Source organism: Lactobacillus sp. UBA5813 (assembly GCF_002417895.1).
Classification (GTDB): Bacteria; Bacillota; Bacilli; order Lactobacillales; family Lactobacillaceae; genus Lactobacillus; species Lactobacillus amylolyticus.
In genome coordinates this window covers 98,310-124,365 of the sequence record NZ_DICZ01000017.1, presented here as the reverse complement: position 1 = coordinate 124,365, position 26,056 = coordinate 98,310, and the positions used below count along the sequence as shown (strand labels likewise).

Here is a 26,056-nt window from a genome sequence, read left to right as displayed (position 1 = left end):
ACCTTTATGGTAAATGTATATGACTCAGCTAATCAATTAGCAGAAGACTTAAAGAAAACCCCAGAATATACTGCGTTAAAAGAAGCAGTTCAAAGCGTTAAGAATGATGAAAACAGTTCAAACTTATTCCAAAAAATGGATGACGTTCAAACTAAGATCATGGCAGCTCAACAAAGTGGCCAACCTTTGACTGATGATGTTAAAAATTTATACAAGGAACTCAATGACAAAGTTCAAAAGGATGCCAACATCGTTAAGCTTTTGACAGCAGAACAAGGACTTTACAAGTTAATTGATGATTTGCAAAAGACTTTTACCAGTCCAATTAATGATCTTTACTCAGATCTTAGAAAATAATTGAAGATGAAATTTATTCATTTTGCTGATGCGCATTTAGATAGTCCTTTTCGTGGGCTATCTTTTTTGCCATCTAAAGCTTTTAATCAAATATATCGTGCAAGCGATGAATCGCTAACTAAAATTGTAGATTTAGCTTTACAAGAACAGGTCGATCTAGTTTTAATCGCGGGAGATACTTTTGATAGTACTCATCCTAGTCCGCGCAGCCAGCTGTTTTTTGCAGAACAGATAAAAAGATTGACGGATGCCGAAATTCAAGTAGTCATGATTTTTGGCAATCATGATCACATGCCGGAAGCTGACTTGCTTGTGAACAGCAGTCCTTATTTCAAACTTCTTGGGCCAAACCAGCAAGTTGAAGCCAAAAATTTTGTTACAAAGAGCGGCTTCAATTACCGCGTTGTAGGCTTTTCTTATTTAAACAATCATATTGTCGAAGACAAATTACCAGAGTTTCCGGCTAAGGATGATCGCTATACCTTTGGCATCATGCACGCTCAAGAAAAAACGTCGACAAACAGTCAGAATGTTTATGCCCCATTCACCTTAGCAGAGATAAAAGATTTAAATTATGATTATTTTGCTTTGGGACACATTCACTTGCGACAAATAATTAGTCACGAGCCGTTAGCGGTTTTCCCAGGAAATATCCAGGGCAGACATATTAATGAATTAGGGGCTAAAGGCTGCTATTTGGGAAAAATTGATGAAGAGACCAAGCAAACTAAGCTTGAATTTCATCCCACCAGTCCAATTGTTTGGCAATCAGTTGATGTTCACTTAACTGAAGCAATTTCTAAAAATGGTCTGCGTGATCGATTGCAGTCAGCTTGTCAGCCGCAGCAGACGACTTATTACAGTATTCGGCTTCATGGGGCAGAGCTTCTCAATGATGAGGAGATCGATTTGGTTCAGGATAACAGTTTTTGGCCAAGTTTACCGCTTGATTCACAAATTGTAGATCTGCGTTTCGTCACTGAAGAAAAAATGCAATTGGGCGATAGCGATCAAGAATCTTTTGAACAAGCACAAAAAGAAATTTTCTCAGAAAAGGAATTCTTGCATGCAGCTTTGGACTGGGCTAAAAAGGATCCAGTGGCAGAAAAGGCGGCTAGTGATGATCAATTTAGACAAGAAGTTGAAGCACTAGCAAAGATAAAATTGTCACAGAAATTGAAAGGATTTGCCGATGAGACTGAAACAGATTAACATTATTAATTTTGGCCAGCTCTCTAATCTGACTTTTAATTTGCCAAGCGATGAAATAAACGTCTTTTTTGGTGAAAACGAAGCTGGCAAAAGTACAACTGTAGCTTTTATTAAACAGGTTATCTTCGGCTTTTACCTTCGTTCCAATTCATCGCCATTTTTTGAAGATTACAAGCCTCTGGCACACGTTTCGCCAATGGGAGGCAGTTTAATTTTCGAAGATGAACAGCAGCAAGAATATAAATTGGAGCGGCTATGGGCAAAAGGCGATAAGACCAAAAAAGGTATTTTGACCGTTACTCATAACGGTGAACAGGTACCTGAATCGCTTTTTTTCGACAAAATAAAGAATATCGATGGCAACTTTTATGCTGACAGTTTTATTTTTAATCAAGAAATGTTAGGTCAAGTTACCAGTTTGAGTCAGGCGGATTTGCTGGAACGCATCTATTATTTAGGAGCAGCTAATAGCAGCCAACTTTTGAATTTGCGAGATAGTTTTAATAAAGAGGCTGGTCAACTATTTAAGAAAACCGGGAAAAAGCCAGAGGTTAATCGGCTCCTGAGCCAAATAGACGATGAGCGTGCTTCCTTGAAAGATACGCGGTCCGAATTTACTGAGTATGAGAAATTGCGCCAGAAATTAAAAGAGCAAACTGAAGAGCTAAATGCTGAAGAGAAAAAGCTGAAAAAATTGCAGACTGACTTGCAGCATATGCAAGAAATTCAAACAGAGCTGGGCAGTTATATGCAATTGCAACAGTTGCAAGGGAAGGTCTCAAAGGTTCAATTTACCGCTGAAAATTATCGTCAGGCTCAGGAATTAACAGCTCAGATTAAGAATTTGCAGGCGTCTATTGCCAGTCTGAAACAGGAATTAATGCAGATTTCTGCAAATGATTCTTTTGATTTGGAAACTGCTAAAAAATTAGTCCAAAAGAAGACGGAAGTTTTACAATGGCAAAGTGAATACAAGACTTGCGTTCAAAAGGCAGAAGAAATTAAGACTACTGAAAAACAGCTGCTGCAGCTTAATCCTGAATTAGCAACGGTTTTAAAATTATCGGACCCACAAATTAGCCAATTACAAAAAGACTTCACAAGTTTGCCTCAAAAACCGACGGTGCCAAATATTTCTAATAATAGCAGCAACAAATTATGGCTAATTGCCGGCGCCGTGCTAATTATTCTGGGCTTAACGCAGGTTATGAGCAATGGCTTAATTGGCGCGATTGGCTTTATCTTAGGAATCATGACCTTTGTCTATGGCTTTTGGTCACAAAAACAAACTAGCAAGAAAATTGCTTTAACTGAACAGGTTTTTCAACAAAAAGAATCTGCCTTTAAAGAAGAATATGGCTTAAATCCTGAGAATTTAGATCTTAAGTCTTTGCTTACGAATCGTAACAATTATCTGTTAAAGGTTGAAGCTGAAAAAAACAACAACCAAAATTTGGCTGAAATTAAGGATCAAGTTGCAGTATTGCTTGATCAGCTTAAACAGCTGCTTAAGAAGCCTATTTCAGCAAATTTTGCTGATATTTTGACTGCACTGGATCAATTGCAGGAAAAGCTTGATCGCTATCAAAGTAAAAATGAACGCCATCATAGCTTGCAGATGCAGCTGACGCAGCAAACACAGAAACTGAATGATTTGAATTTAAAGCTAAAAGCGATTTTAGCCAAAGATAATGTCAACGAAATGTCTGAGTATGACGAACGTTATCAAGCTTCACTTAATCAAGTTAAATTGCAGACGCAGATTTCGACTTTGCAGGAAAAGCTGACTGCTCATTTGGATGAATTAAAGCAGGTTGATCGGAATAAGTTGGAAAGCAGGCTTTTGGCTATTCAAAAAGAAATTTCTGATCAGGAAAAAATAGTTGCAGAAAAGCAGCAAAAGGCTGCAGAAACAAAAGTGCAATTGTCCAATTTGGCCGATTCAACTGCTGTCTTTTCTGCAAAGCAAAACTTAGCAAATTCTGAAACTGACTTTTTAAACAGCAGCAAAGAATATTTAGCTAACCTGCTGGCTGCTAAATGGATTGATCGCAGTTTAGATATTGCTTCAAATGAACGTTTTCCTAAGATGCTCGTTAGTGCAAAAGAATATTTGAACTTGCTAACAGGTGGCCGCTATACCGATTTAACGCTGGACAAGAAGATAACCGTTACGCGTTTTGATGGCAAGAAGCGTGAGGTAAAATACTTGTCAAGAGCTACTGCAGAACAACTATACTTTGCATTGAAGCTAGCTTTTGTTGAGCAAATTAAAGATCAGATTAATTTGCCGATTTTAATCGATGATTCTTTTGTTAACTTTGATGATCGCAGAATTGGCTATATTGAAAAATTGCTCAAAAAGATTAGTGAAAATAATCAAGTGCTGATTTTTACGGCACAAGATAAGCTTGCTCAAAAATTATCTGCCAAGCTGTTAATTTTTAGAAAGGATAGAGCAGATGCTTAAAAGATTGCTAGATTATAACGATGGTGAGGAACTAGACTTAATCGTAATGATCAAAAATTCCCAACTTCGTCATACAAAAAAGGATAAGTTGTATTTAGCACTAGAATTTGGTGATGGCTCTGGTGAAATTTGTGGAAACTATTGGGATGCCGATCAACGAGACGCAGAAATGTTCGCTAGCGGTACCATTGTTGAATTAAACGGTAAAAGAGAAGAGTATCAAGGAAGACCACAAATTAAGATTTACTCTTTGAGAACCGTAGGCCCAGAAGAGGGATATGATCTAGAGCAATTCGTCAAATCAGCCCCAGAGAAAGTGGCTGACATGCGAGAAGAAATCAATCAGTATGTTTTTGCAATTCTAAATCCTACTTGGAATAGGATCGTCCGCTATTTGCTTAAAAAGTGGGACAAGCGCTTTTTTGAATTCCCTGCAGGCAAGAGCAACCATCATGCTGTTCGCGGCGGATTAGCTTTTCATACTTTGTCGATGCTGCGGGATGCCAAAAGCATTGCAGACAATTACCCGCAGGTTAATCGTTCGCTGCTCTATGCTGGCTGTATTCTTCATGATATGGGGAAAGTGCTTGAACTAAGTGGTCCAGCTGCTACGCAATATACTGCGGAAGGAAATTTGGTTGGACACTTGGTTTTAATTGATGAACAAATTATGTTGGCTGCGCAAGCACTTAAGTTGGATTTGGAGTCAGAGGATTTGCTCTTGCTTCGGCATATGGTACTTTCACACCATGGCAAGTTTGAGTATGGTTCGCCAAAACTGCCTCAGCTTCTTGAAGCAGAACTTCTTCATCGGATCGATGATCTTGATGCAGCTGTTTATGCGATTACTAATTCTTTGCAGCATACCAAGCCAGGCACATTTACTGAGCCGTTATTGAGTCAAGATGGTAAGAGATATTACCGGCCTAAAGATGATGCAGCTTTAGATAAAGCGCCACGTTTAGAATAAAAAGACGAAATAAAAAAAGCACTGGAAAAATCCAGTGCTTTTTCTGTTAGTCGACAACTTTATTAGTTGCTGCTTGAGCTTGAAGTAGTTGATACGTATGATGATAATACGTTCTTAAGGTCGTTGTCCTTGATAGAAACATTAGCTCTCTTCAAAACAGTGGCAATAACTTCTCTCATAGTAGTTTGGTCTTGAGCCATTGAAGCGTAAATTAAGTTATCAATTGTCTTCTTGTGTTCAGCAAAAGTACCTTTTGATGGGTGCTTGATCATCTTGATTACGTGGTAACCAAATTGTGACTTAACTGGAGTTGAAGTTACTTCACCAGTCTTAAGCTTGAAAGCAGCAGTCTTGAATGATGAATCTAAAGTAGTGTCAGTTGAGTCAAATGCAGGAAGTTTACCAGCTTTATTCTTAGTAGCAGTATCAAGTGAGTACTTCTTAGCTAAGCTTGCAAAGCTCTTGCCGGCCTTTAATTCCTTGATGATCTTTTGAGCAGTTGACTTCTTAGATACCAAAATGTGTTGAACAGTTACTTTAGGTTGGTAAGTCTTCCAAGCCTTCTTTTCTTGAGCCTTAGTTACTTTCTTGATGTCCTTTAAGGCAGCTTCAGAAAGCAAGTTGGTCTTCAAGTTTTGCTTAAAGCTTGAAGTGGTCATACCGTTTTGTTGCAAAACAGCACTGAATTGTGAGCCGTATTGCTTCTTGTAGTTGTTGTATTGCTTGTTAACTTCTGATGAAGATACCTTGCTGCCGTATTGTTCGTTCAATGCACGGTAGATAATCATGTTAGCCAAAGTTGATTGACCAGATTGTGATTTCTTCATTTCATCGTAGTATTGCTGTTGGGTAATTTTACCACCCTTATAGGAAACAACAGTACTGCTTGAACCGTTTGAACAAGCAGCCATTGACAATGCAACACCTAATGCAGCTACAACTGCAGCTGTTTTCTTAACGTAATTCTTCATAAAAATAAAATCTCCACATTCTTAGTAATATAAGTAACCGACCATTAATATAACATAAATTTCCCATCATTTATTTTAAAATGGCAAAATTCATAGAAAAATCAAACTTTCTTTAATCTTTCTTTGAATCCTTTTCCGAATCTTCAAATTTATTTTGGATTCTTTGGGTGGTGTTTTCCATCCGGCTGATGGTATTGGCGGTATGGTTTTGATAATCTTCAACATCAGTAGCGATCCCGTCGATTGCCTTTGCGGCAGCTGGTAAACTAGCATTTAATTCTTGACTAGCTTTTTTTGCTTTGGCAATGCTATGACTTAATGCAGTCGCGTCGGTCTTGAGAGCTGCCACGTTTTCTTTAAGTGGCTTGCCTAAGCGATCCCCGTTTTTATCTTTAAAAAGAGACAAAACCAAACCGGCTGAGACACCAAAAATCAGTCCTAAACCAAAATGTTTCATTTTTTCTCCTTAAAATTGTTCCTTAATTTTTTCAGCAATTTCGTTGTATTTAGCTTCATCATACTTGTCAGCGTTGTTGCGTGGCATCAATTTCAGACCGTCGCCTTCAAAGCGGGGAATAAAGTGAATGTGTGAGTGCATAACGACTTGGTTGGCAACCTTACCATTATTAGTAGTAATATTCATGGCTGTAACATTTGGAAAAGCCTTCTTGATTGCGTTTGCAATTTCAGGAATATATTGCAAATATTGTTGTGCATCTTCTTTAGTGTAGTCAAAGAGGTTGACAATGTGCTTTTTTGGCACCATCAAAGTATGACCAGGATTTACTTGAGAAAGATCAAGAAATGCCTTAACATCATCGTTTTCAAAAACGGTGTAGCTTGGCACTTCACCACGAATAATTTTACAGAATAAGCAATCTTCAACTAATTTTTCCATATTAAAACCTCGCGTTCTAATTTTAGTTTCTTATATTGTTCATGCTATCATATTAATGATACTAACAGTAAAGAAAGAACGAAAAAATGACATTAAAAATAGAACATTTAACAGGGGGCTATACTGGAGTTCCTGTTATTAAAGATATTAATTTAGAAATTAAACCAGGTGAGGCTTTAGGCTTAATTGGGTTAAACGGTGCCGGTAAATCAACGACTATTAAACATATTTTGGGTTTGTTGCGACCGCAAAAAGGCAGCATTGTCCTGAATGATATTAATTTAACCCAGCAGCCAACCAAGTTTAAGCGACAAGTTGCTTATATTCCTGAAACGCCGGTTTTGTACCCAGAATTAACGCTTAAGGAACATTTAGAATTAACTATGCTCAGTTATCACTTAGATGAAGAAAAGGCTTGGAAGAGAGCACATGAGCTTTTAAAGATGTTCAGACTTGATGACAAGCTTGACTGGCTGCCAATTCATTTTTCAAAAGGGATGCGACAAAAAGTAATGATCGTTTCTGCTTTTTTGGCAAATGCAAGCTTATTAGTGATCGATGAACCCTTCACTGGCCTTGATCCATTAGCTGTTGCCAACCTGATTGATTTAATTAAACAAGCGATCGCTGATGGCAAAATGGTATTAATGACGACGCACGTTTTAGCTGATGCGCAGCAAGCGATCTCAAATTATGCTGTGCTAAACAATGGTACGATTGAAGTAATTGGTTCTTTAACCGATATTCGTCAGCATTATGGTTTGAAGCCGGATGATCCATTTGACAAGCTTTACCAAACATTGAATCAGGTGGATCGTCATGAATAAAATTGCAAAACAAAGACTAAGCGAGAACCTTAAACAATCAGTGAAATATCTGACTTTGGTTTTCAACGATTTCTTCATTTTGGCATTGATTTTTCTCTTTGGGGCATTGATGTTTTGGTATGCCCAAAGTATGAAAACGATGCCGGCCAATCTTTGGTTTTATAAGCCGCTAGTTGGATTTATTATGTGGCTGCCATTATTGACTGGAAAATTGGTTACTTTAATTAAAAAAGCAGACATGCAGTTTTTGTTCACGCAAGATGAGCAGATGGATGACTACTTAAAACCAATGTTTCAGTACAGCTTGGTTCTGCCATATATTTTGATTATTTTGCTTGCCGGAATTTTATTTCCGTTTGCAACGATTAAAGCAGGGATAAACGGCTACAGCTATCTCGTGCTAGTTTTATCAATGTTATCAATTAAGGCAACTGAATTAGAAATTGCCAAAAGAAATTTATATTTTGGTCGCAGAATTAATGTTACAGTTCAAAATATTTCTGCTTTGATCTTGGCAGTTATTGCCACGTATTTACCAATATTAATATTGGCCGTAGTTGTGGTATTAAATATCTGTTTAACTCCTAATTTTCAACCTGTTTTCGGTAAAAAGATGAATGTTAAAACGGTTTTTGATTGGCGTTATGCTGTTGAAAGCGAAAAGGCTAGAAAAGACAGAGTCTATGCAATTTTTAGCATGTTTACCGATGTTGAAGAAAAACAGGTAACAATTCGAAGACGAAAGTATTTAGATTTTCTTCTGCCAAAATCACTTGCTAAAGAAAATCCCAACCGTTTTTTATACCGCAGATCATTGCTCAGAAATCCAGATTATTTGAATTTATTAGTAAGAATGACATTTTTTGCGATTTTAGTATCTTGGCTTGTGCAAGATTGGCGTTGGGCTCTGGGCTTGTCAGCCTTAGTAGTCTTTTTGACAGTTTACCAATTAATGCCACTGGCAACAGAATTTGATTCCAACATCATGTATCGCGTTTATCCGATTCAACGTCGGGGAAGAGGCAAGGACTTGATCAAAGCGATCAATACGGCATTATTATTGCAATGGCTTCTAATTTCAATCTTTTGGTTGATTGTTTTGCCAATTAATTTACATTTAGCTGAAGCAATTATTGTATTATTAGTCTTTGTTTTATTAGTGACAATTGTTTATTTGCCACAAAAAGTAAAGCATCTAGATCAAAGAAGATAGGGAAAATATGAGATTAAGAAATAAACCTTGGGCAATTAAGCTCGTTAACGAACATCCAGAAAGCGTTTTGCAAAATCCAGATCCAGAAAAGAAAATTGACTGGGCAGCTCGCTTTGGCAATGACCATCCAATTGAGATTGAAGTGGGGTCTGGCAAAGGTCACTTTATTACGACCCTTGCTGAAAAACATCCTGAGAAAAACTATGTTGCGTTAGAATTGCAAACAACAGCTGCGGGCATTATTTTGCGGACCAAGCTTGAAAAGGGTTTGGATAATCTGCAGATTTTGCGCGGGGATGCAGCAAATATTGATCTGTTTTTTGCAGAGAACACAACAGACGTGATTTACTTGAATTTCAGTGATCCATGGCCAAAGACGCGTCATGAAAAGCGGAGATTGACTTATAAGAGCTTTTTAGCAAAATATAAACAAGTGCTGAAAACCGATGGGCAAATTCAATTCAAGACAGATAATGCTGGGTTATTTGCATATTCTGTTCAAAGCATGAATAATTTTGGAATGCATTTTGATTTTGTTTCCGTTGATTTGCACCACGAGAAGCCCGAAATTTTAGAAAAGAACATTGAAACTGAATATGAGCATAAGTTTGCTGCCAAAGGCAATCCAATTTATTCATTATGGGCAAATTTCTTGTCAGAATAGATCTCTTTAAGTAAAATACTTATAAATAGTAAGTTGACTGATGAGGTATGAAAATGGAAGAAATTAAAGAATTAAATCAAACAAAATTAGATGAGATTACTAAATCTGGTAGAGTAGTTTTAGAATTTTCAGCAACTTGGTGCCCAGATTGTCGCTTCTTGGATCCATTTTTACCAGAAATTGAAGAAGATTTTTCAGATAGCAAATTTTACAAGATTGACCGCGATGGCTCAATTGATGTCGCAAAAAATTTAAATATTATGGGAATTCCTTCATTTGTTGTCTACCAAGATGGACAAGAAATTGGTAGACTAGTAAATAAGGACCGTAAAACAAAACAGCAAGTTGAAGATTTCTTGCGGTCACTTGACTAAATAGAGGAGATTTAATAAATGATCACTAGTATTAACAAAGAAGCTTATCCAAATACTTTGATCGTTATCTTGGGTCAAGACAACGGCAGAAGTGAATTTGAAGAAAAAGATGACGTAACCCGTGTTAAGGATAAAGACGGCAATGTTATCGGCTTTAACTTCTTCAATGTTGATAAGTTAATTGATTATGATAAGTTGCCAAACGGCAAGGTTGAATTAAATGACGATGAACTTGCAGCCTTGAACAAGAAGCTTGCTGAAGCTGGCTTTGATGAAAAATTAGCATATGGCAAACCAACTTTGGTTTATGGTTATGTTAAGACTTGTGAAAAGCACCCAGATTCAGACCACCTTCACGTAACAACAGTTGATGTCGGTGGTGAAGAATATCAAATCGTTTGTGGTGCGCCTAACATTGCACAAGGTCAAAAAGTTGTTGTTGCCCTTCCAGGTACTTTAATGCCAAATGGTGCACAAATTTGGCCAGGTGAACTTCGTGGCGTTGATTCATACGGTATGATTTGCTCAGCTAGAGAGCTTGGCTTGCCACATGCTCCACAAAAGCGTGGCATCATGGTTGTTCCAGACGATTTCCAAGTTGGTGCAGCATTTGAACCAACTAAATGCGATGAATTGATCGCTAGCGGTCAGATCACTTTATAGTTTTATAGCAAATAAGCATCAGATTTTTATCTGGTGCATTTTTTGTATCAATATTAGGAGAAAAACAAATGCCATGTACAACAATTTTAGCCGGTAAAAAGGCTACGGCAGATGGTTCAACCTTAGTCGCAAGAAATGAAGACTTTGGTCACGCTTTTAACCCGAAGCGTTTTATCGTTGTAACGCCAGATAAGCAGCCAAAAAACTATCAATCAGTAACAACTAAATGCAAGGTTGACTTGCCAGAAAATCCATTGCGTTATACTGCCATGCCAGAACTTGAAGAAACAATTAAGAAGACTGGCTGGTGGGGTGAAGCAGGAATCAACGCAGCTAACGTAGCGATGTCGGCAACTGAGACCAGTACCACCAATTCTCGCATTTTGGGAATTGACCCCATGAATAAAAAGGGCATTGGCGAGGAAGACTTTGTCACCATCGTCTTGCCTTATATTCATTCTGCTCGTGAAGGCGTGCAATTATTGGGTAAATATTTAGAAAAGTATGGTACTTATGAATCAAACGGTGTCGCCTTTTCTGATAGTGACGAGGTTTGGTATATGGAAACAATTGGCGGTCATCACTGGGCTGCCAAAAGAGTACCAGATGATTGTTATGTAGCTGCTCCGAACTGGTTTAATATTACTAGTTTTGATTTTAACAGCGACGATACAATGGCCTCAGCTGACTTGGAAGAAATGATCCAAAACTATCATCTTGACCTTGATCAAACTGGCAATCCTTATAACTTGCGGCATATTTTTGGCAGTCATGCCGATTCAGACTACGAATACAACATCCCTCGTCAGTGGTATATTCAAAAACTTTTCAATCCAAGTGAGGAAAAGAAGCCAAATGATCCTGAATTGCCATTTGCTAAAAAGCCAGAACACTTGCTGACGATTGAAGACTTTAAATATGCTTTGTCGTCACGGTATCAAAACACGGTTTATGATCCTTATGGCAAAGAAGGAACTGAGCAGGATCACCAAGCATTTCGGCCAATTGGTTTCCAACGCAATCAAGAATTATCAATTTTGCAAATCAGAAATGATGTTCCTAAAGATATTGCCGGAGTTCAATGGTTGGCTTTAGGGCCAAACGCTTTTAATGGCATCGCACCATACTACGTAAATATTCTCGATACTCCAGCCGTATACCGTGATACCAAAGAGCATTTCGATATTCATAATATGTACTGGCTAACTCATGCCATTGCCACCGTAGTTGATGAACATCCTTTCCGCTATCAGGCAGATATTGAAGCAATGAAGCAGGAGACGTTGGCTAATGGCCGTCATCTTTTGCTTGAAACTGACAACAAAGTTAAGAATTTGTCAGGAAAAGAATTGCAAAATGCTTTGCAAAAAGCAAATGAACAAATTGCTAAGCAAAGCTATGATACGGCAATGAAATGTTTTGGCTCTTGCATTGAAAATGGGGCACTTCAAATTAAATTGAATTATTAATTAATAAGATAGTCGTCAGATGACGACTATTTTTTTCTAAAAATGGTAAAATTAATAGCGAATATTTGAACAATTAATTTTGGAGAAGACAAAATATGTTAGATAAAGCAAAACAAATTTGGTTCATTGGTATTAAGGGTACAGGGATGGCATCCCTTGCCTTGGTTTTACATGATTTGGGCTATCAAGTTGCCGGCAGCGACATTGAAAAATATACTTTTACCCAAGTGCCACTTGAAAAGGCTGGCATTGAAGTAAAGAACTTTGACCCAAGCAATATCAAGAGCAATGATGAGCAAGTAATTGTTAAAGGCAATGCGTTTAAAGAAAACAACCCAGAAGTTAAAGCTTGTCTTGATAAAAATGTTAAGTGGCAATCTTACCCAGATACAGTTGAAGAAATTGTCCAAATGCATACGAGTATCGGTGTATCAGGTACTCACGGCAAGACTTCGACTACTAGTTTGTTGTCACATGTTTTAGGCGAAGTTGCTCCAACCTCATACTTAATTGGGGATGGTCGCGGCAAAGGCGTTGCTGATTCACGTTTCTTCGTTTATGAAGCTGACGAATACCGTCGTCACTTCTTGGCATATCATCCAGATTATCAAATTATGACCAATATCGACTTTGATCACCCTGATTACTTCAAGGATCAAGCCGATTACACCAGCGCTTTCCAATCAGCCGCTGATCAAACTAAAAAGGCTCTCTTTGTATGGGGCGATGATAAGCGTCTGCAAAGCTTAAAGACCTCGATTCCAAAATATACATATGGCTTCAGTGATAGTGATGATTTCCAAGCAGTTAATGTTGAAAAATCAACTACTGGTTCTAAATTTAACGTGCTTGCACATGGTGAAGATCTTGGAAAATTTGAAATTCACTTGTTTGGTGACCACAGCATTTTGAACTCAACTGCTGTAATTGCCGTTGCTTATACTGAAAAGGTACCAATGGAAGATATTAAGAAGGGCTTGTTGACCTTCAAGGGTGCCAAGAGAAGATTCAGTGAAAAGGACTTTAATGATATTGCCGTCATTGATGACTATGCTCACCACCCAACAGAAATGCGGGCAACTATCCAAGCTGCTCGTCAAAAGTTCCCAGACAAGAAGTTAGTTGTTGTCTTCCAACCACATACTTTCTCAAGAACTAAGAAATACCAAAAGGACTTTGAAGAAATCTTACGTGGTGTAGATAAGGCTTATGTAACCCCAATTTATGCTTCAGCTCGTGAAGCTAATGGTGATATTTCAAGTGAAGACTTGGTTAAGAATATCCCAGGTTCAGAAGTTATTGACTTAGACAATATTGCTGACTTAACTAAGAATAGAAATTCAGTGATTGTCTTCATGGGTGCTGGTGATATTCCTAAATATGAAGATGCATTTGAAAAATTGCTTTAATTGAAAGATAATATCAAACGGACTGCTCTTTTAAATAAAGAGCAGTTTTTTGATAATGGAATCATAAGCAAGATATGAAAAATATAGGTGAATTTGGCAAGAATTGTCCTTACATTGCTAGTCTTTTTAAAAGTGTAATTATAAAATAAAGAAAATTATTTTTTAAGATATGGTCCTACTTAGATGAGCAGTATATTATAATATTGTTTATAAAAGTAGGGCTTTTTGTATATTTTAGTAATCAATAGCAAATTAGATTTGAGGAAAATATAAATGTTGTTTAATCAATTACAAAATGAAACTAATTTGACTAATTCAGAGAAAGAAATTGCGGAAAATGGTAACACCACGCTTGAAACAAGAGCAAAACTAGCAGCTAAGGTGTTTAGAGCAACTGCCGCTTATGACGCCATTATTGCAAATTACCTAACCAAGCAAGTTGGCCTTGAAGATCCTGAAAAGTTGACTTTGACTTATGATCTGAAAGAAAAGATGCGCTACGGTGAAAACTCCCACCAAAAAGCATGGCTTTACGAAGATGCAATTCCAAAGAGCTTTTCAATTTTGCAAGCACATCAATTGCATGGCAAGAAGCTTTCTTACAACAACATCAAGGATGATGATGAAGCACTCCGCTGCATTCGTGAATTCCAAGATGAACCAACTGTTGTTGCAATGAAGCACATGAACCCATGTGGCATCGGCCGCGGTGACTGTCTTGAAGAAGCTTGGGACCGTGCATATGAAGCCGATTCAGTTTCAATTTTTGGTGGGGTGATCGCTTTAAAAAGAAAAGTTGATTTGGCTACTGCCGAAAAGATGCACAAGATTTTCTTAGAAATCATTATTGCACCAGGCTTTGACGACGATGCACTTGCAGTTTTGGAAAAGAAAAAGAATGTCAGATTGCTTGAATTAGACTTCGATAAGGAAAATGAGCCGACTCGCCCAGAAGTAGTATCCGTTATGGGTGGTATTTTGCAGCAAGAACAAGATACTTTAGTTGAAAATACTGACGACTGGAAGGTTGTAACTAAGGCTCAACCTACTGAAGCACAACTTAAGACCATGATGTTTGCCTTGAAAGCAGTAAAACATACTAAATCTAATGCGATTGTGGTTGCTAACGATGAAAGAACTCTTGGCGTAGGTGCTGGTCAACCTAACAGAATCGATTCCGCTAAGATTGCGATTAAACATGCTGGGGATGCCATTGATGACCGCGCAGTCCTTGCATCAGATGCCTTCTTCCCATTCAATGATTGTGTGGAATATGCGGCAAAGCATGGCATCAAGGCGATCGTTCAACCAGGTGGTTCTATCCGTGATAAAGACTCAATTGAAATGGCCGATAAATACGGCGTCGCAATGGTATTTACAGGTTACCGTCACTTTAGACACTAATTGGTGAGAACTATGAAAGATGATTTAGTTTTATTGGTTGTTGGTTCGGGTGGACGCGAGTTTGCCGTGGCGAAAAAGCTGAAGGAGAGCCCACATATTAAGACTGTGTATTGTGCACCGGGCAATGTGGGGATGCAGACGATCGGTGTTAAAACCGTGCCAATTGAAGAAACTGATCTTGATGGTCTGCTGGATTTTGCCAAAAGTAAGCATGTTGATTGGACTTTTGTTGGACCAGAAAATGTCCTTTGTGCTGGCATTACCGATAAATTTGAAAAGGTAGGACAAAAGATTTTTGGTCCTAACCAAAGAGCAGCCCAACTAGAAGGCTCAAAGGATTACGCTCTGCGCTTTATGAACAAATATGATGTTCCAACTGCTCGCCATGAAACTTTCACCAGCGCTGAAACCTGTATTGCCGGGTTAAAGGATTTTGCATATGCGGTGGTGATCAAGGAAGATGGTTTGGCTGGTGGTAAAGGCGTAACCGTTGCTCAAAATGAGGCTGTTGCTCAAGAAACGATTAAGGAAATGTTTGCTGGTGGTCAAACTGCTGTGGTCCTTGAAGAATGTCTAGTTGGTCCCGAATATTCAATGTTTGTGGTTGTTTCTGAAGATCAGTTCACCATTTTGCCAATGGCGCAAGATCATAAGCGAGTTGGCGATGGCGACAAGGGTCCAAACACTGGTGGCATGGGATCATATTCTCCTTTGCCACAGCTGAAAAAAGAGGATCGTCAAAGAATGATCGACGAGATCGTGAAGCCAACGATGAATGGATTGGTTCAAGGAAACTATCATTATTGCGGTGTTTTATACATCGGTTTGATGATGACAGAAAATGGTCCAAGGGTCATTGAATATAACGTCCGCTTGGGCGATCCGGAAACTCAAGTTGTTTTGCCTCGGATTAAAAACGACTTTGCGGAAGTGATTGACGCAGCGGTAAATCATGAAAAGCTGCCTGAAATTGAAGAAAATGATCGTTCAGTGTTAGGCGTAGTTGTCTGCAGCAAAGGCTATCCAACGCATCCGGCACCTAATGTGAAGATCGGCAAGTTGCCTCACGGCACTAATACTTATATCGATTATGCCAACGTGAAAGGTAATTTGGATAATCTGATAGGTGATGGTGGCCGCCTGTTCATGGTAATTTCGGAAGCCGACAATTTGGTTCAGGCGCAGGATAATGTGTATTCTTATTTGAGTAAGCTTGATCTGCCAGATTGCTTCTACCGCCATGATATTGGCAATCGTGCTTTGAGAGATTAGATGTGTGAAGAAAGTCCCGTTTGGGGCTTTTTTGTTGTGAGTGAGATTTAGAATTGATTGATAAAAAATACGCTGGTATAATTAATAATATATAAAATATAAAGTGAATAAATTTTAGCTTTTAATTAATTCAAAATGGCTTTATGACGGGATTTTTTAAGTGTTTTCTCCACGTATGTGGAGGTGATCCCAAGTAAAATTCATCATCTCGGGGGTCCTTTGAGGTTTTCTCCACGTATGTGGAGGTGATCCTGATGCTTTCTCGACGGTTTAATCGATCGATACGTTTTCTCCACGTATGTGGAGGTGATCCTAGTCATTACCAACAGCTACAAAGGGCTGCACGGTTTTCTCCACGTATGTGGAGGTGATCCTAAAGGGCTTGCCTTAATTGGTGAGCCTTTTTGGTTTTCTCCACGTATGTGGAGGTGATCCCCATTAGGATAATCGCTATTTTTGCCATTTTTAGTTTTCTCCACGTATGTGGAGGTGATCCTAACTAAGGGGGCATCCCTTTTTTATTTAATATGTTTTCTCCACGTATGTGGAGGTGATCCCAAGTTGGTGGGAATCCGTTGCAACAATATTTCGTTTTCTCCACGTATGTGGAGGTGATCCTGGCTCAGTAAAATCAGCTACTAAATTAATTTTGTTTTCTCCACGTATGTGGAGGTGATCCTACTTACATTATTAATACAGATGACTATACCGCGTTTTCTCCACGTATGTGGAGGTGATCCTACATTATTAAACCTAACAAGTTGGTGGGAGTCTGTTTTCTCCACGTATGTGGAGGTGATCCTGAGGATATGGTTGAAAAGGCTGACCTCAGTTAGTTTTCTCCACGTATGTGGAGGTGATCCTATGCTAAACACTGAAAGTATGACAAAATTAGAGTTTTCTCCACGTATGTGGAGGTGATCCCAGCGTGTCGATGCCTGCCACCGGCGTTGATACGTTTTCTCCACGTATGTGGAGGTGATCCTGAAGGAGAGTATTACGATGGATCAAAAATTTTGTTTTCTCCACGTATGTGGAGGTGATCCTATTATTAGATTGATTATTTTGCTATTTATTGCGTTTTCTCCACGTATGTGGAGGTGATCCTCGCAGGTATTAACTACAAGATCGGTCACGGAGGTTTTCTCCACGTATGTGGAGGTGATCCTAGGCAGTTAACATTTTCTACATAAATATCACAGTTTTCTCCACGTATGTGGAGGTGATCCCATTAAAAAAGCTACCTTTTATGGCTTCAATCGGTTTTCTCCACGTATGTGGAGGTGATCCTAGCATAGCCGGCAATTTGAAGCCAATCATTAGGTTTTCTCCACGTATGTGGAGGTGATCCTGACTATTATTCATTCAACATTGTAGATATAAGGTTTTCTCCACGTATGTGGAGGTGATCCTATCGTTGTCAGTTACCGTGCATCTGAAATCTAGTTTTCTCCACGTATGTGGAGGTGATCCTCAGCTACTTTGCAATAATCAAAGATTTTTCCGGTTTTCTCCACGTATGTGGAGGTGATTTTTTATAACCTTCCTTGTTAAATAATTACTTAGTGTTTTCTCCACGTATGTGGAGGTGATCCTGGACTATTTAATTAACCTATTAAGTAAATATAGTTTTCTCCACGTATGTGGAGGTGATCCTAGTCAATAACGTCGTCCAAATCTAGCTTTCTAGTTTTCTCCACGTATGTGGAGGTGATCCTAATTACATTGTTAAAGGTGACGTTATCCAACTGTTTTCTCCACGTATGTGGAGGTGATCCTACTTTGTAAATTAATATCTCTATTAAGTCCAGGTTTTCTCCACGTATGTGGAGGTGATCCTGTCGATGATGCTACAGTGCAATACATCAAGCAGTTTTCTCCACGTATGTGGAGGTGATCCCAAGATACTCTCCGTCTGTTTGAATCTTGATATGTTTTCTCCACGTATGTGGAGGTGATCCTGCTTGAAACTACCGTCAAAATCCTCGGGAAGAGTTTTCTCCACGTATGTGGAGGTGATCCCGATGCAATTAATGCAGTCCTAGACAGCTACAGGTTTTCTCCACGTATGTGGAGGTGATCCCAGTATCGTCTACACAATTTTGAAAATCAATTAGTTTTCTCCACGTATGTGGAGGTGATCCTGAGTGTTACACCCAAAAGAGCATGTTGTGGGTGGTTTTCTCCACGTAAGTGGAGGTTAATTTATATTTCATCGAATAAATATTATATGTTGATATTTTTATATTAGACATAAAAGCGCTTTCTTTATAAAATGTATAAAGATCGATCTAATAAAAGGATAAGTTGAAAGAGGTGGTATAAATAGTAGAGAAAGTTACTAAATTATCAAATGATGTTCTGTCACTTTGGGGTAAGAAAAGTAATGATGATGGTCAAGAATTATGGCTGCCATTAGTTACACACTTGATTGACACCAGACATGTAATAAACTTTCTTTTTAATAATTGGCTAAGCAATGGTCAAAGACAAATTCTGTATGAAACTCTGTCGGAAGAAGAGACGTTACGTTTAGTAAGATTTTTGGGTCAATTCCATGATATTGCTAAAGCTATACCAGCCTTTCAAAGAGAAAAATCCTTTAATAGAAATGAGGATTTGGATAATGAAATCTTAGAAAAGCTCTTAAGAAATGGTTTTGAACAAATCGATGAAGCCAATTTACCATCCCCACATGCTAGCCACCATACCATTGCTGGAGAAGCACTTTTAGAAAGTAAAGGTCTCAATGAATCTGTAGGTGCAATTATCGGTGGTCACCATGGTAAGCCACAGTCTAAATTCTTTACACCAGATGATCAATTAGACGTTTACCCGGAAAACTTTTATCAGGATATTAATAATCTTGAAATAGAAGATCACTGGAAGAAAGTTCAAGATGAACTAATTCAGTTTGGATTGGAAGAAGTAGGTTATAAAAGTCTGTCAGAAGTTCCTAAAGTTACACAGCCACAAGCTATTCTTCTTGAAGGACTCTTGATAATGGCAGATTGGCTTGCGTCATGCCAGAGCCTGAATGGTCAACCTATGTTTTCTTTGATTCCTTTGGATAAAGGATTTTATGATATTGACGAACAATCAAGATTTCAAAATGCAATTTTGACTTGGAAAGCTACTGATAAATGGGTTGCAGAGAATGTTAATGACATAACTGCCTACTATAAAAAGTATTGGGGCTTTACACCTAGACCTGTGCAACTGAAAATGTCTACAGAAATAGGAAAGATTATTGATCCAGGAATAATAATTGTTGAAGCGCAAACTGGAATTGGTAAATCTGAAATCAGTATGTTGGCGGCACAACAAACTGCTAACACAGCGGGGGAAAATGGATTATTTTTCGGTTTGCCCACTCAGGCTACATCTAATGCGATGTTTGATCGAGTAGATTCATGGTTAGGTGTTGTAGCTAAAAAACAAAAATCAAAACTAGACCTAATGTTGATGCACGCTAAGGCTCAATTTAACCATACTTATCGTAATTTGCCTGAAGCTGAATCAATTTGTGATTCGGATGCTGGCGATGTAACAGTTAACTCATGGTTCTCTGGTAAAAAGTCAATTTTAGCTGATTTCACGGTAGGAACGATTGACCAATTACTCTTAATGTCACTAAAGCAAAAACACTTATTTCTAAAGCATTTAGGTTTTAGTGGGAAAGTCGTGATTATTGATGAAGTTCATGCATATGACACATATATGTCTTCCTACCTAAGTAAATCACTTGAATGGCTTGGAGCTTATCACGTGCCAGTAATTGCATTATCTGCCACTTTGCCAAAAGAAAAACGAAAAGAACTAATTGAAAGTTACGCAAGAGGTAAATATGGTAAAGATTTTTGCTTAAAATCAGAAAATGATTGGCAGAATAACGAAGCGTATCCACTGTTAACATATCTTGATGGACCAAGATTAGTTCAATTTGATAAATTTGAAAAAGCAAAAAAAGATAAAAAAGTCGATATTGTTCGCTTTAATGCGGACGATCAAACCACAGTTAATAAAATTGTGTCTGAGATTAAAGATGGTGGAATAGCTGGTGTTGTTGTCAATACTGTTAAACGAGCACAAGCTCTTAAAAAGCTAATTCCTGATGATATTCCGTCAATGATTTTGCATTCATCTTTTCTGGCAGAAGACAGAGCTAAATTGGAAACCGAATTAGAAAGGAAAGTCGGCAAAGGAGCTAAAAGACCAGAAAAAATGATTGTAATTGGTACGCAGGTTTTGGAACAATCATTAGATATAGATTTTGATGTTCTTTTTACTGATATTGCGCCAATAGATTTAATTTTCCAAAGAATAGGTCGTCTGCATCGTCATGATATTTCACGCCCCCGAGCTTTAACTCAATCCAAAGTTTATGTTATGGGAATTAATGGACCAGATGATTATGGTGAAGGCAATGAGTCTATTTATGAAAAATATATCTTAAAACTAACAGATCATTACTTACCAAATATAATTTCCATTCCTACTGATATCTCAAAATTAGTGCAAAGAGTTTACGACGAGGTTTCCAAAAATTTAATGAAATATTCTTTAACGGGAACTTCTCGTAGGAGACGTTCACGTGTCAGTTCAGCATCATTAGATTCAAAACCAGATCTTAAAAAAATTATTAAACATACTCAAAATGAAAAGATTAAGGCTTCTACTTTTCAAATTGATGAACCTGCTTTTAATAAAACTATTCATGGCTGGTTAGATAGTAGTGGAAAAGAATTGACGGAAAATGAAATTACAGCGTCTGTAAGAGATATAAAGGAAACTATTGAAGTTGTTTTGCTTAAAAAGGTAAAAAATGACTATTGTTTGATTAATGGTCAGAGGTTAAATAGTGAAACTGTAACTAGTGAGATTATTGCTCAACAATTAATCAGATTACCATCAGCAATCACCCCTAATATTAATGACACAATTAGTTTCCTAGAGCAGAATACAATACGTTCATTTCCTAATTGGCAAAAAGATAAGTGGTTAAAACAAAGTATTGCGCTAGTTTTAGATGAAAATAATGAAGCTGAATTAAATCAATATCATTTAAAGTATTCATCTAAAATGGGATTAAGTTATGAGAAGGTGATGGAAAATGGTTGAACAACATTTTAATTTGATTACTCAACCGTGGATTAAAGTAATAAATAAGAAGAATAAAGAACAAGAAGTATCTTTAGAAGAATTATTTAAAAACATAGCTAATTATCGTCAATTAGCCGGTGAAATGAAAACACAAGATTTAGCGATTATGCGTTTCTTACTAGCAATCTTGACATCGGTATATTCACGATGTGATTTTGATGGAAATTTTTATGATGGGTTAGAAGTAGACAGCAATACTTTTGAAGTGTTAGGTGTAATTCAAAATCCAAGAGAAGCTGAATTAAAAACTTGGAAGACTTTGTATCAAAAGGGACATTTTTCTCCAGTAGTAATTGATTATTTAAAGGCTTATTCAAATGAATTTGATTTATTTGACGAAGAAACACCATTTTATCAAGTTACTCGAGAAGAATATGACAAACTGGTTCCAGCAACTAAAGCAGTTAGCAAGGGAAAAGGTACTGTAGCTGTTAAACAAATGAGGCGCACAGTTTCAGAAAGTAATAATAGTAGAGCAATATTTTCTCCAATTTCTTCTGAAGAAATGGATCATGTCAGCTTAGGCGAATTAGTGAGATGGTTAATTACATACCAAAACTTCACAGGTGTAACGGATAAAACTAAAATCAATTCAAAAGAAAAGTTTTCGGCTTCCAAAGGCTGGCTGTACAGTATTAATCCAGTTTTCGCACAAGGCAAAGACTTGTTCGATACCTTAATGTTAAATTCGATTTTAGGTGATGAAAATCAATACGTAGATCAAATTCCGGTATGGGAATTTGACAGAGATACATATATTGAAGATCGGTTAAATGGTACTATTCCTAATAATCGTGCTGAAATATACACAAATTGGTCGAGAGTTCTTCATATTGAATGGAAAGATAATCAACCTGTGATCTTTACGGCAGCTTTACCAGGTTTTGAATTAAGTGGTAATAATATCGAGAATATTGAGCCAATGACCACTTGGAAATTTGATAAGAAGACTAATACTTATCGTCCTGAATCACAATATTTAGGTTCACTAAATAAAGCAATGTGGAGAAATTTTGGACATTACATTAAGATGGAATCTCAAATAAAAAGTGATCAAAAGATTCCTGGTATTGTAACGTGGCTACAATTTTTGAAGAAAGAAAAAATCCTATCTAAGGATCGCTACATCAGTTTGATTAGTGTAGCGATGGTAAGCGATGGAAATCCAACTTCACAATCTCCGGCAGCAGAGTTTATTGATGGAATAAGAATAAATGCCGCGGTTTTGTTTGATGATGATAAAACCAGAGCTTGGCCTGTTCGTATTGAAGATATGGTAGATTTAACTCAAAAAGTGGGTAGTTATTACTACAGATTCGCTCAAAATGTAGCAACTTTTAGAAATCTGTCAAGTAAAAATGAATTTACCAATGAGCAAAGCGCAATCTTTTATGAAAGACTGAATCGTCCATTTTTAGATTGGCTTGCAAGTTTGGATATAAAACAGTTGCAAACTGAAAAGCTAAATGAGTGGAAAAATGAAGTAAGTTCGATTGCTAGAGATGTAGCTAATGGATTATTACAAGATTCATCTCCTCACGATTTTCAACTCAAAAAAATACAAGTAGGTAAAAATAATGAAGATAAAGAGAATATTTTTACTTATTATCAACGTTTTATTTTGCAAACCAAACATATATTGGCAAGTTAGTTAAAAAGGAAGGTGATTTGAGAATGGTAAAAGGTGATTGGAAAATAGCCAGGATAACCAACAATATTATAGAAACCAAACTTTATGATAATGGAAATTTTAATAGAGGAGCTTTGGCTAGCCTGAGAGGTTCCAACTCTTTATTGAGCAAGAAAGCAACAGCTGTAATGCCAATAATGCTTTCAGAACTTCCAAAAAATGATTTGAGTATTGACGGAACTCCAACGTATGCTGAAAATGCAGTTTTTACGGCACTTCGCTGTTATGCAATTTACCAACAAGGAAATAATCATTATGTTAATGAATCCTCAGATTCAAGTAAAAGTATTTTTGAAGCACTAGCTCAACTAAGTCAAAGCGACGAACTGCGGGATGCATTAGATAGACGAATGAGTTTTTTACTTGGAAGTACAAACTTTAGCAGTGTTTCGAATTCAATTATCCATTTGCTTCAAATTTTAAAGAGCCATGATCGTAATCAGACTTTAAACTTTGCAGCGTTAGCTCGAGATCTGTATGATTTTCAGTTTAGTTTTGAAAATGCACGGAAAGTTTGCTTAAGATGGGGCAGACAATACTACTGGCATGACAATAGAAATGAACAAAATAAAAAAGGAGATAAATAATGAGCAATTTATATTTAGACGTCAATGTATTACAAAGCGTACCTTCTTCAAATATTAATCGTGATGATACTGGTGCACCTAAAACTGCAATTTATGGTGGTGTTACACGGTCAAGAGTTTCTTCACAAAGCTGGAAGCGTGCAGTAAGAATTGCATTTAAAGAGGAGACGGATAATGCTGATTGGCTTAAAGGCTATAGAACTCTTGATGCACCAAAAATGATAGCTAAAAAAATGATGGATTTAGATTCTGATTTAGGCTTAGAAGATGCAACAAAAAGGGCATTGGAAATTTTTAAGGATGCAAAGATTAAGACCGATAAGGATAATCAGACTAAAGCTTTACTATTAATTAGCAAAGGACAAATTGACAAGTTAGCAAAGTATGCCCTTGATAATGAGAAAATGGATGTTAAAGAAGTAAAAAAGGCTTTGTCTGGTGACAACTCATTGGATTTGGCATTATTTGGTCGAATGGTAGCAGATGATCCATCCTTAAATGTTGATGCTTCTTGCCAAGTAGCACATGCTGTTTCTACTCATGAAATTGTCCCTGAGTATGACTACTTTACTGCTGTTGATGATCAAAAACCTGAAGATACTGCAGGTTCAGCAATGCTCGGTACAATTGAATACAATTCTTCTACTTTATATAGATACGCTAATGTAAATGTAAAAGAGTTAATTAAAAACTTGGGCAATAAAAATTTGGCAGTTAAGGGAATCGAGTTGTTTATTAAAGACTTTTTGATGACAATGCCTACAGGAAAAGAAAGCACTTTTGCCAATAAGACGGTCCCACAATATGCAATGATTACTTTACGTAAAGATACACCTGTAAATCTAGTTTCCGCTTTTGAAGAACCGGTAAGATCTCGAGATGGTTATGTGCAGAAATCAATTGATAGATTAGAGAAAGAATATAGCGATACGCAAAAATTTGTTGAAAGACCACTTGCAACATTTATCTTAACTAATAAGGATTCTGGACTAGAAGATAAAGTGGATAATATTTCAGATTTAATTAATCAAGTTTCCGAAACTGTTAGTGCAAAGGTAGACGATGAATAATGAAAACTCTAGTTATCAGATTAACTGCACCTTTACAGTCATATGGTAATGAAGCAACTTTTAATAGAAGAACAAGTAATTATTATCCATCTAAGAGTGCAGTTATTGGTATGATTGCGGCAGCTTTGGGTTATCGTAGAGATGACAGCAGAATAAATGATCTGAATAATTTGAAATTAGCTGTCAGGATAGATCAGCCAGGTAAATTTATGACAGATTTTCAGGTTGTAGAGTATCAAAAAACCTCATCATCTAAGACTAAAAAAGTTACATATAGATCATATCTGCAAGATGCTGTATTCACTGTAGCAATAGGTTCAGATGATGAAAAAATTGCTCGTATAAAAACTGCATTAGAGCATCCTAAGTTTCAACTGTTTTTGGGTAGAAGATCTAATCCACCTGCAGGACCATTAATAATGAAAGCGTATGATGATGATCCAATGACAGTTTTAAAACAGCTTCCTTGGAAAGCTCAAAAATGGTATCAGAAGAGGTTGAAATCTAATCCATACTATTTTGCAGAAATTATTGCTGATGCAGATTTAGTTCCTGATCAACCTAATTTTTTAGTGAAAGACAAAGTAACCAGTTTTGATCAAAAAAATCGTAGCCATGGGTATCGTGCGATTGTTAGAGAACGTCAGAAGATATTAAATCCTTACGCTGATAGCACTGAACATGATGCATTTAAAGTGGTAAAGGAGGAAAGCTGATGTATTTATCAAGAGTTGAAATTGATGATAGTAATCGCCGTAAGCATAAGGATTTGACAAATCTAGCTGCATATCATGGCTGGGTTGAAGAAAGCTTTCCTGATGAGGAAAAATCACAATTTAGACACTTATGGCGGATAGATCAATTAAGAAATAGAAGATATTTGTTATTGGTAAGTCCTAAAAAGCCGTTAGTAAAGAATCTAGAAAAATATGGTGTACCTGGTTCTGCGCAAATTATTAATTATGATCACTATGTTAATTCTTTAAAAGAAGGTCAAATTATGCGCTTTCGTTTAACTGCTAATCCGGTGGTGAGACATGGCGGTAAAGTGATTAAAGCAGTAATGCCTGAAGATAAGAAAAATGGCGAGAATATGAGAGATCGTTTGAAAGATTGGCTATTTAATCGGATGACAACAAATGGTTTTGAAATTATAAAAAATAATCTTGGTATGTACAACATAGATATAGTTTCTCAAAAAGAAGCGGCTTTATATCACAAGGGCTGTAAACCCATAAATTTAAAGCAGGTTACCTATGAGGGTATTCTTAAGATCACTAATTTAGATAAATTTAAAGAAGCACTTAAGCAAGGAATTGGTAGAGAGAAAGCGTACGGCATGGGGCTAATAACCGTCATACCGATAAATTAAA

The 26,056-nt window shown here is 37.2% G+C and carries 21 protein-coding genes, 1 pseudogene and 1 CRISPR repeat array; of the genes and pseudogenes, 19 read left to right on the top strand and 3 right to left on the bottom strand.

The genetic code is table 11. The features are described from left to right. Positions 1-6: 6 nt before the first annotated feature. The 4 genes from B2008_RS03680 to B2008_RS03665 are packed head-to-tail and all read left to right on the top strand — an operon-like array spanning position 7 to position 5,009. Positions 7-357: a YlbF family regulator gene (locus tag B2008_RS03680; RefSeq protein WP_281829600.1), complete on the top strand. Its 351-nt coding sequence runs from the start codon at positions 7-9 to the stop codon at positions 355-357. A gap of 6 nt (positions 358-363) precedes the next feature. Further along, positions 364-1,569, top strand: a complete 1,206-nt coding sequence (locus tag B2008_RS03675) for a metallophosphoesterase family protein (RefSeq protein WP_281829601.1) — start codon at positions 364-366, stop codon at positions 1,567-1,569. Then, the gene (locus B2008_RS03670) at positions 1,550-4,039 is read left to right on the top strand and encodes an ATP-binding protein (RefSeq protein ID WP_281829603.1); all 2,490 of its coding nucleotides are present in this window, start codon (positions 1,550-1,552) and stop codon (positions 4,037-4,039) included. Before B2008_RS03675 ends, B2008_RS03670 begins: the two co-directional genes overlap by 20 nt. Then, a complete protein-coding gene (locus tag B2008_RS03665; protein WP_281829604.1) occupies positions 4,032-5,009 on the top strand; it encodes a 3'-5' exoribonuclease YhaM family protein in 978 nt (325 codons plus the stop codon). The genes B2008_RS03670 and B2008_RS03665 overlap by 8 nt, the downstream gene beginning before the upstream one ends. Before the next feature lie 62 nt (positions 5,010-5,071). Here B2008_RS03665 and B2008_RS03660 read toward each other — a convergent pair whose 3' ends face one another. The 3 genes from B2008_RS03660 to B2008_RS03650 form a co-directional block, all read right to left on the bottom strand. Then, complete coding sequence (locus tag B2008_RS03660; protein ID WP_281829606.1) at positions 5,072-5,980, bottom strand: peptidylprolyl isomerase PrsA; 909 nt, start codon at positions 5,978-5,980, stop codon at positions 5,072-5,074. Positions 5,981-6,092: 112 nt separating this feature from the next. Then, entirely contained in the window at positions 6,093-6,437 is a 345-nt protein-coding gene (locus tag B2008_RS03655) for a hypothetical protein (RefSeq protein WP_281829609.1), read from the bottom strand. A gap of 9 nt (positions 6,438-6,446) precedes the next feature. Beyond that, positions 6,447-6,878, bottom strand: coding sequence for an HIT family protein (locus B2008_RS03650; RefSeq protein ID WP_281829610.1), 432 nt, complete (start codon positions 6,876-6,878; stop codon positions 6,447-6,449). An 86-nt stretch (positions 6,879-6,964) separates the two neighbouring features. Here B2008_RS03650 and B2008_RS03645 point away from each other — a divergent pair, with 86 nt between their 5' ends. The 15 genes and pseudogenes from B2008_RS03645 (at position 6,965) to cas6e (ending at position 26,055) form a co-directional block, all read left to right on the top strand. Then, positions 6,965-7,705: an ABC transporter ATP-binding protein gene (locus B2008_RS03645; RefSeq protein ID WP_281829612.1), complete on the top strand. Its 741-nt coding sequence runs from the start codon at positions 6,965-6,967 to the stop codon at positions 7,703-7,705. Continuing rightward, the gene (locus B2008_RS03640) at positions 7,698-8,918 is read left to right on the top strand and encodes an ABC transporter permease (protein ID WP_281829614.1); all 1,221 of its coding nucleotides are present in this window, start codon (positions 7,698-7,700) and stop codon (positions 8,916-8,918) included. Before B2008_RS03645 ends, B2008_RS03640 begins: the two co-directional genes overlap by 8 nt. A gap of 7 nt (positions 8,919-8,925) precedes the next feature. Continuing rightward, positions 8,926-9,582: a tRNA (guanosine(46)-N7)-methyltransferase TrmB gene (trmB, locus tag B2008_RS03635; RefSeq protein WP_281829617.1), complete on the top strand. Its 657-nt coding sequence runs from the start codon at positions 8,926-8,928 to the stop codon at positions 9,580-9,582. 53 nt (positions 9,583-9,635) lie between these two features. Then, the gene (locus tag B2008_RS03630; protein ID WP_281829620.1) at positions 9,636-9,956 is read left to right on the top strand and encodes a thioredoxin family protein; all 321 of its coding nucleotides are present in this window, start codon (positions 9,636-9,638) and stop codon (positions 9,954-9,956) included. 18 nt (positions 9,957-9,974) lie between these two features. After that, positions 9,975-10,619 carry a YtpR family tRNA-binding protein gene (gene ytpR, locus B2008_RS03625; protein ID WP_281829623.1) on the top strand — a complete coding sequence of 215 codons (645 nt, stop codon included), beginning with the start codon at positions 9,975-9,977 and terminating at the stop codon, positions 10,617-10,619. 68 nt (positions 10,620-10,687) lie between these two features. Further along, a complete protein-coding gene (locus tag B2008_RS03620) occupies positions 10,688-12,088 on the top strand; it encodes a C69 family dipeptidase (RefSeq protein ID WP_281829625.1) in 1,401 nt (466 codons plus the stop codon). A gap of 95 nt (positions 12,089-12,183) precedes the next feature. Continuing rightward, positions 12,184-13,497, top strand: coding sequence for a UDP-N-acetylmuramate--L-alanine ligase (murC, locus tag B2008_RS03615; protein ID WP_281829627.1), 1,314 nt, complete (start codon positions 12,184-12,186; stop codon positions 13,495-13,497). 321 nt (positions 13,498-13,818) lie between these two features. Continuing rightward, positions 13,819-14,901: pseudogene (purH, locus tag B2008_RS03610) on the top strand (bifunctional phosphoribosylaminoimidazolecarboxamide formyltransferase/IMP cyclohydrolase); the annotation flags it as partial. 12 nt (positions 14,902-14,913) lie between these two features. Further along, positions 14,914-16,173 (top strand): phosphoribosylamine--glycine ligase, encoded by a 1,260-nt coding sequence (gene purD / locus B2008_RS03605; RefSeq protein ID WP_281829629.1) that lies wholly within the window; start codon positions 14,914-14,916, stop codon positions 16,171-16,173. 162 nt (positions 16,174-16,335) lie between these two features. Continuing rightward, positions 16,336-18,379: a CRISPR direct-repeat array (repeat unit 28 nt; unit sequence GTTTTCTCCACGTATGTGGAGGTGATCC). Positions 18,380-18,498: 119 nt separating this feature from the next. Then, positions 18,499-21,294, top strand: a complete 2,796-nt coding sequence (cas3, locus tag B2008_RS03600; RefSeq protein WP_281829802.1) for a CRISPR-associated helicase Cas3' — start codon at positions 18,499-18,501, stop codon at positions 21,292-21,294. Beyond that, positions 21,287-22,987 (top strand): type I-E CRISPR-associated protein Cse1/CasA, encoded by a 1,701-nt coding sequence (locus B2008_RS03595; protein ID WP_281829631.1) that lies wholly within the window; start codon positions 21,287-21,289, stop codon positions 22,985-22,987. The genes cas3 and B2008_RS03595 overlap by 8 nt, the downstream gene beginning before the upstream one ends. 23 nt (positions 22,988-23,010) lie before the next feature. Then, positions 23,011-23,613: a type I-E CRISPR-associated protein Cse2/CasB gene (gene casB / locus B2008_RS03590; RefSeq protein WP_281829633.1), complete on the top strand. Its 603-nt coding sequence runs from the start codon at positions 23,011-23,013 to the stop codon at positions 23,611-23,613. Beyond that, the gene (gene cas7e, locus B2008_RS03585; protein ID WP_281829635.1) at positions 23,613-24,683 is read left to right on the top strand and encodes a type I-E CRISPR-associated protein Cas7/Cse4/CasC; all 1,071 of its coding nucleotides are present in this window, start codon (positions 23,613-23,615) and stop codon (positions 24,681-24,683) included. Before casB ends, cas7e begins: the two co-directional genes overlap by 1 nt. Continuing rightward, the gene (cas5e, locus tag B2008_RS03580) at positions 24,683-25,399 is read left to right on the top strand and encodes a type I-E CRISPR-associated protein Cas5/CasD (protein WP_281829637.1); all 717 of its coding nucleotides are present in this window, start codon (positions 24,683-24,685) and stop codon (positions 25,397-25,399) included. Before cas7e ends, cas5e begins: the two co-directional genes overlap by 1 nt. Further along, positions 25,399-26,055, top strand: a complete 657-nt coding sequence (cas6e, locus tag B2008_RS03575; RefSeq protein ID WP_281829639.1) for a type I-E CRISPR-associated protein Cas6/Cse3/CasE — start codon at positions 25,399-25,401, stop codon at positions 26,053-26,055. The genes cas5e and cas6e overlap by 1 nt, the downstream gene beginning before the upstream one ends. The last annotated feature ends 1 nt before the right edge of the window (position 26,056 follow it).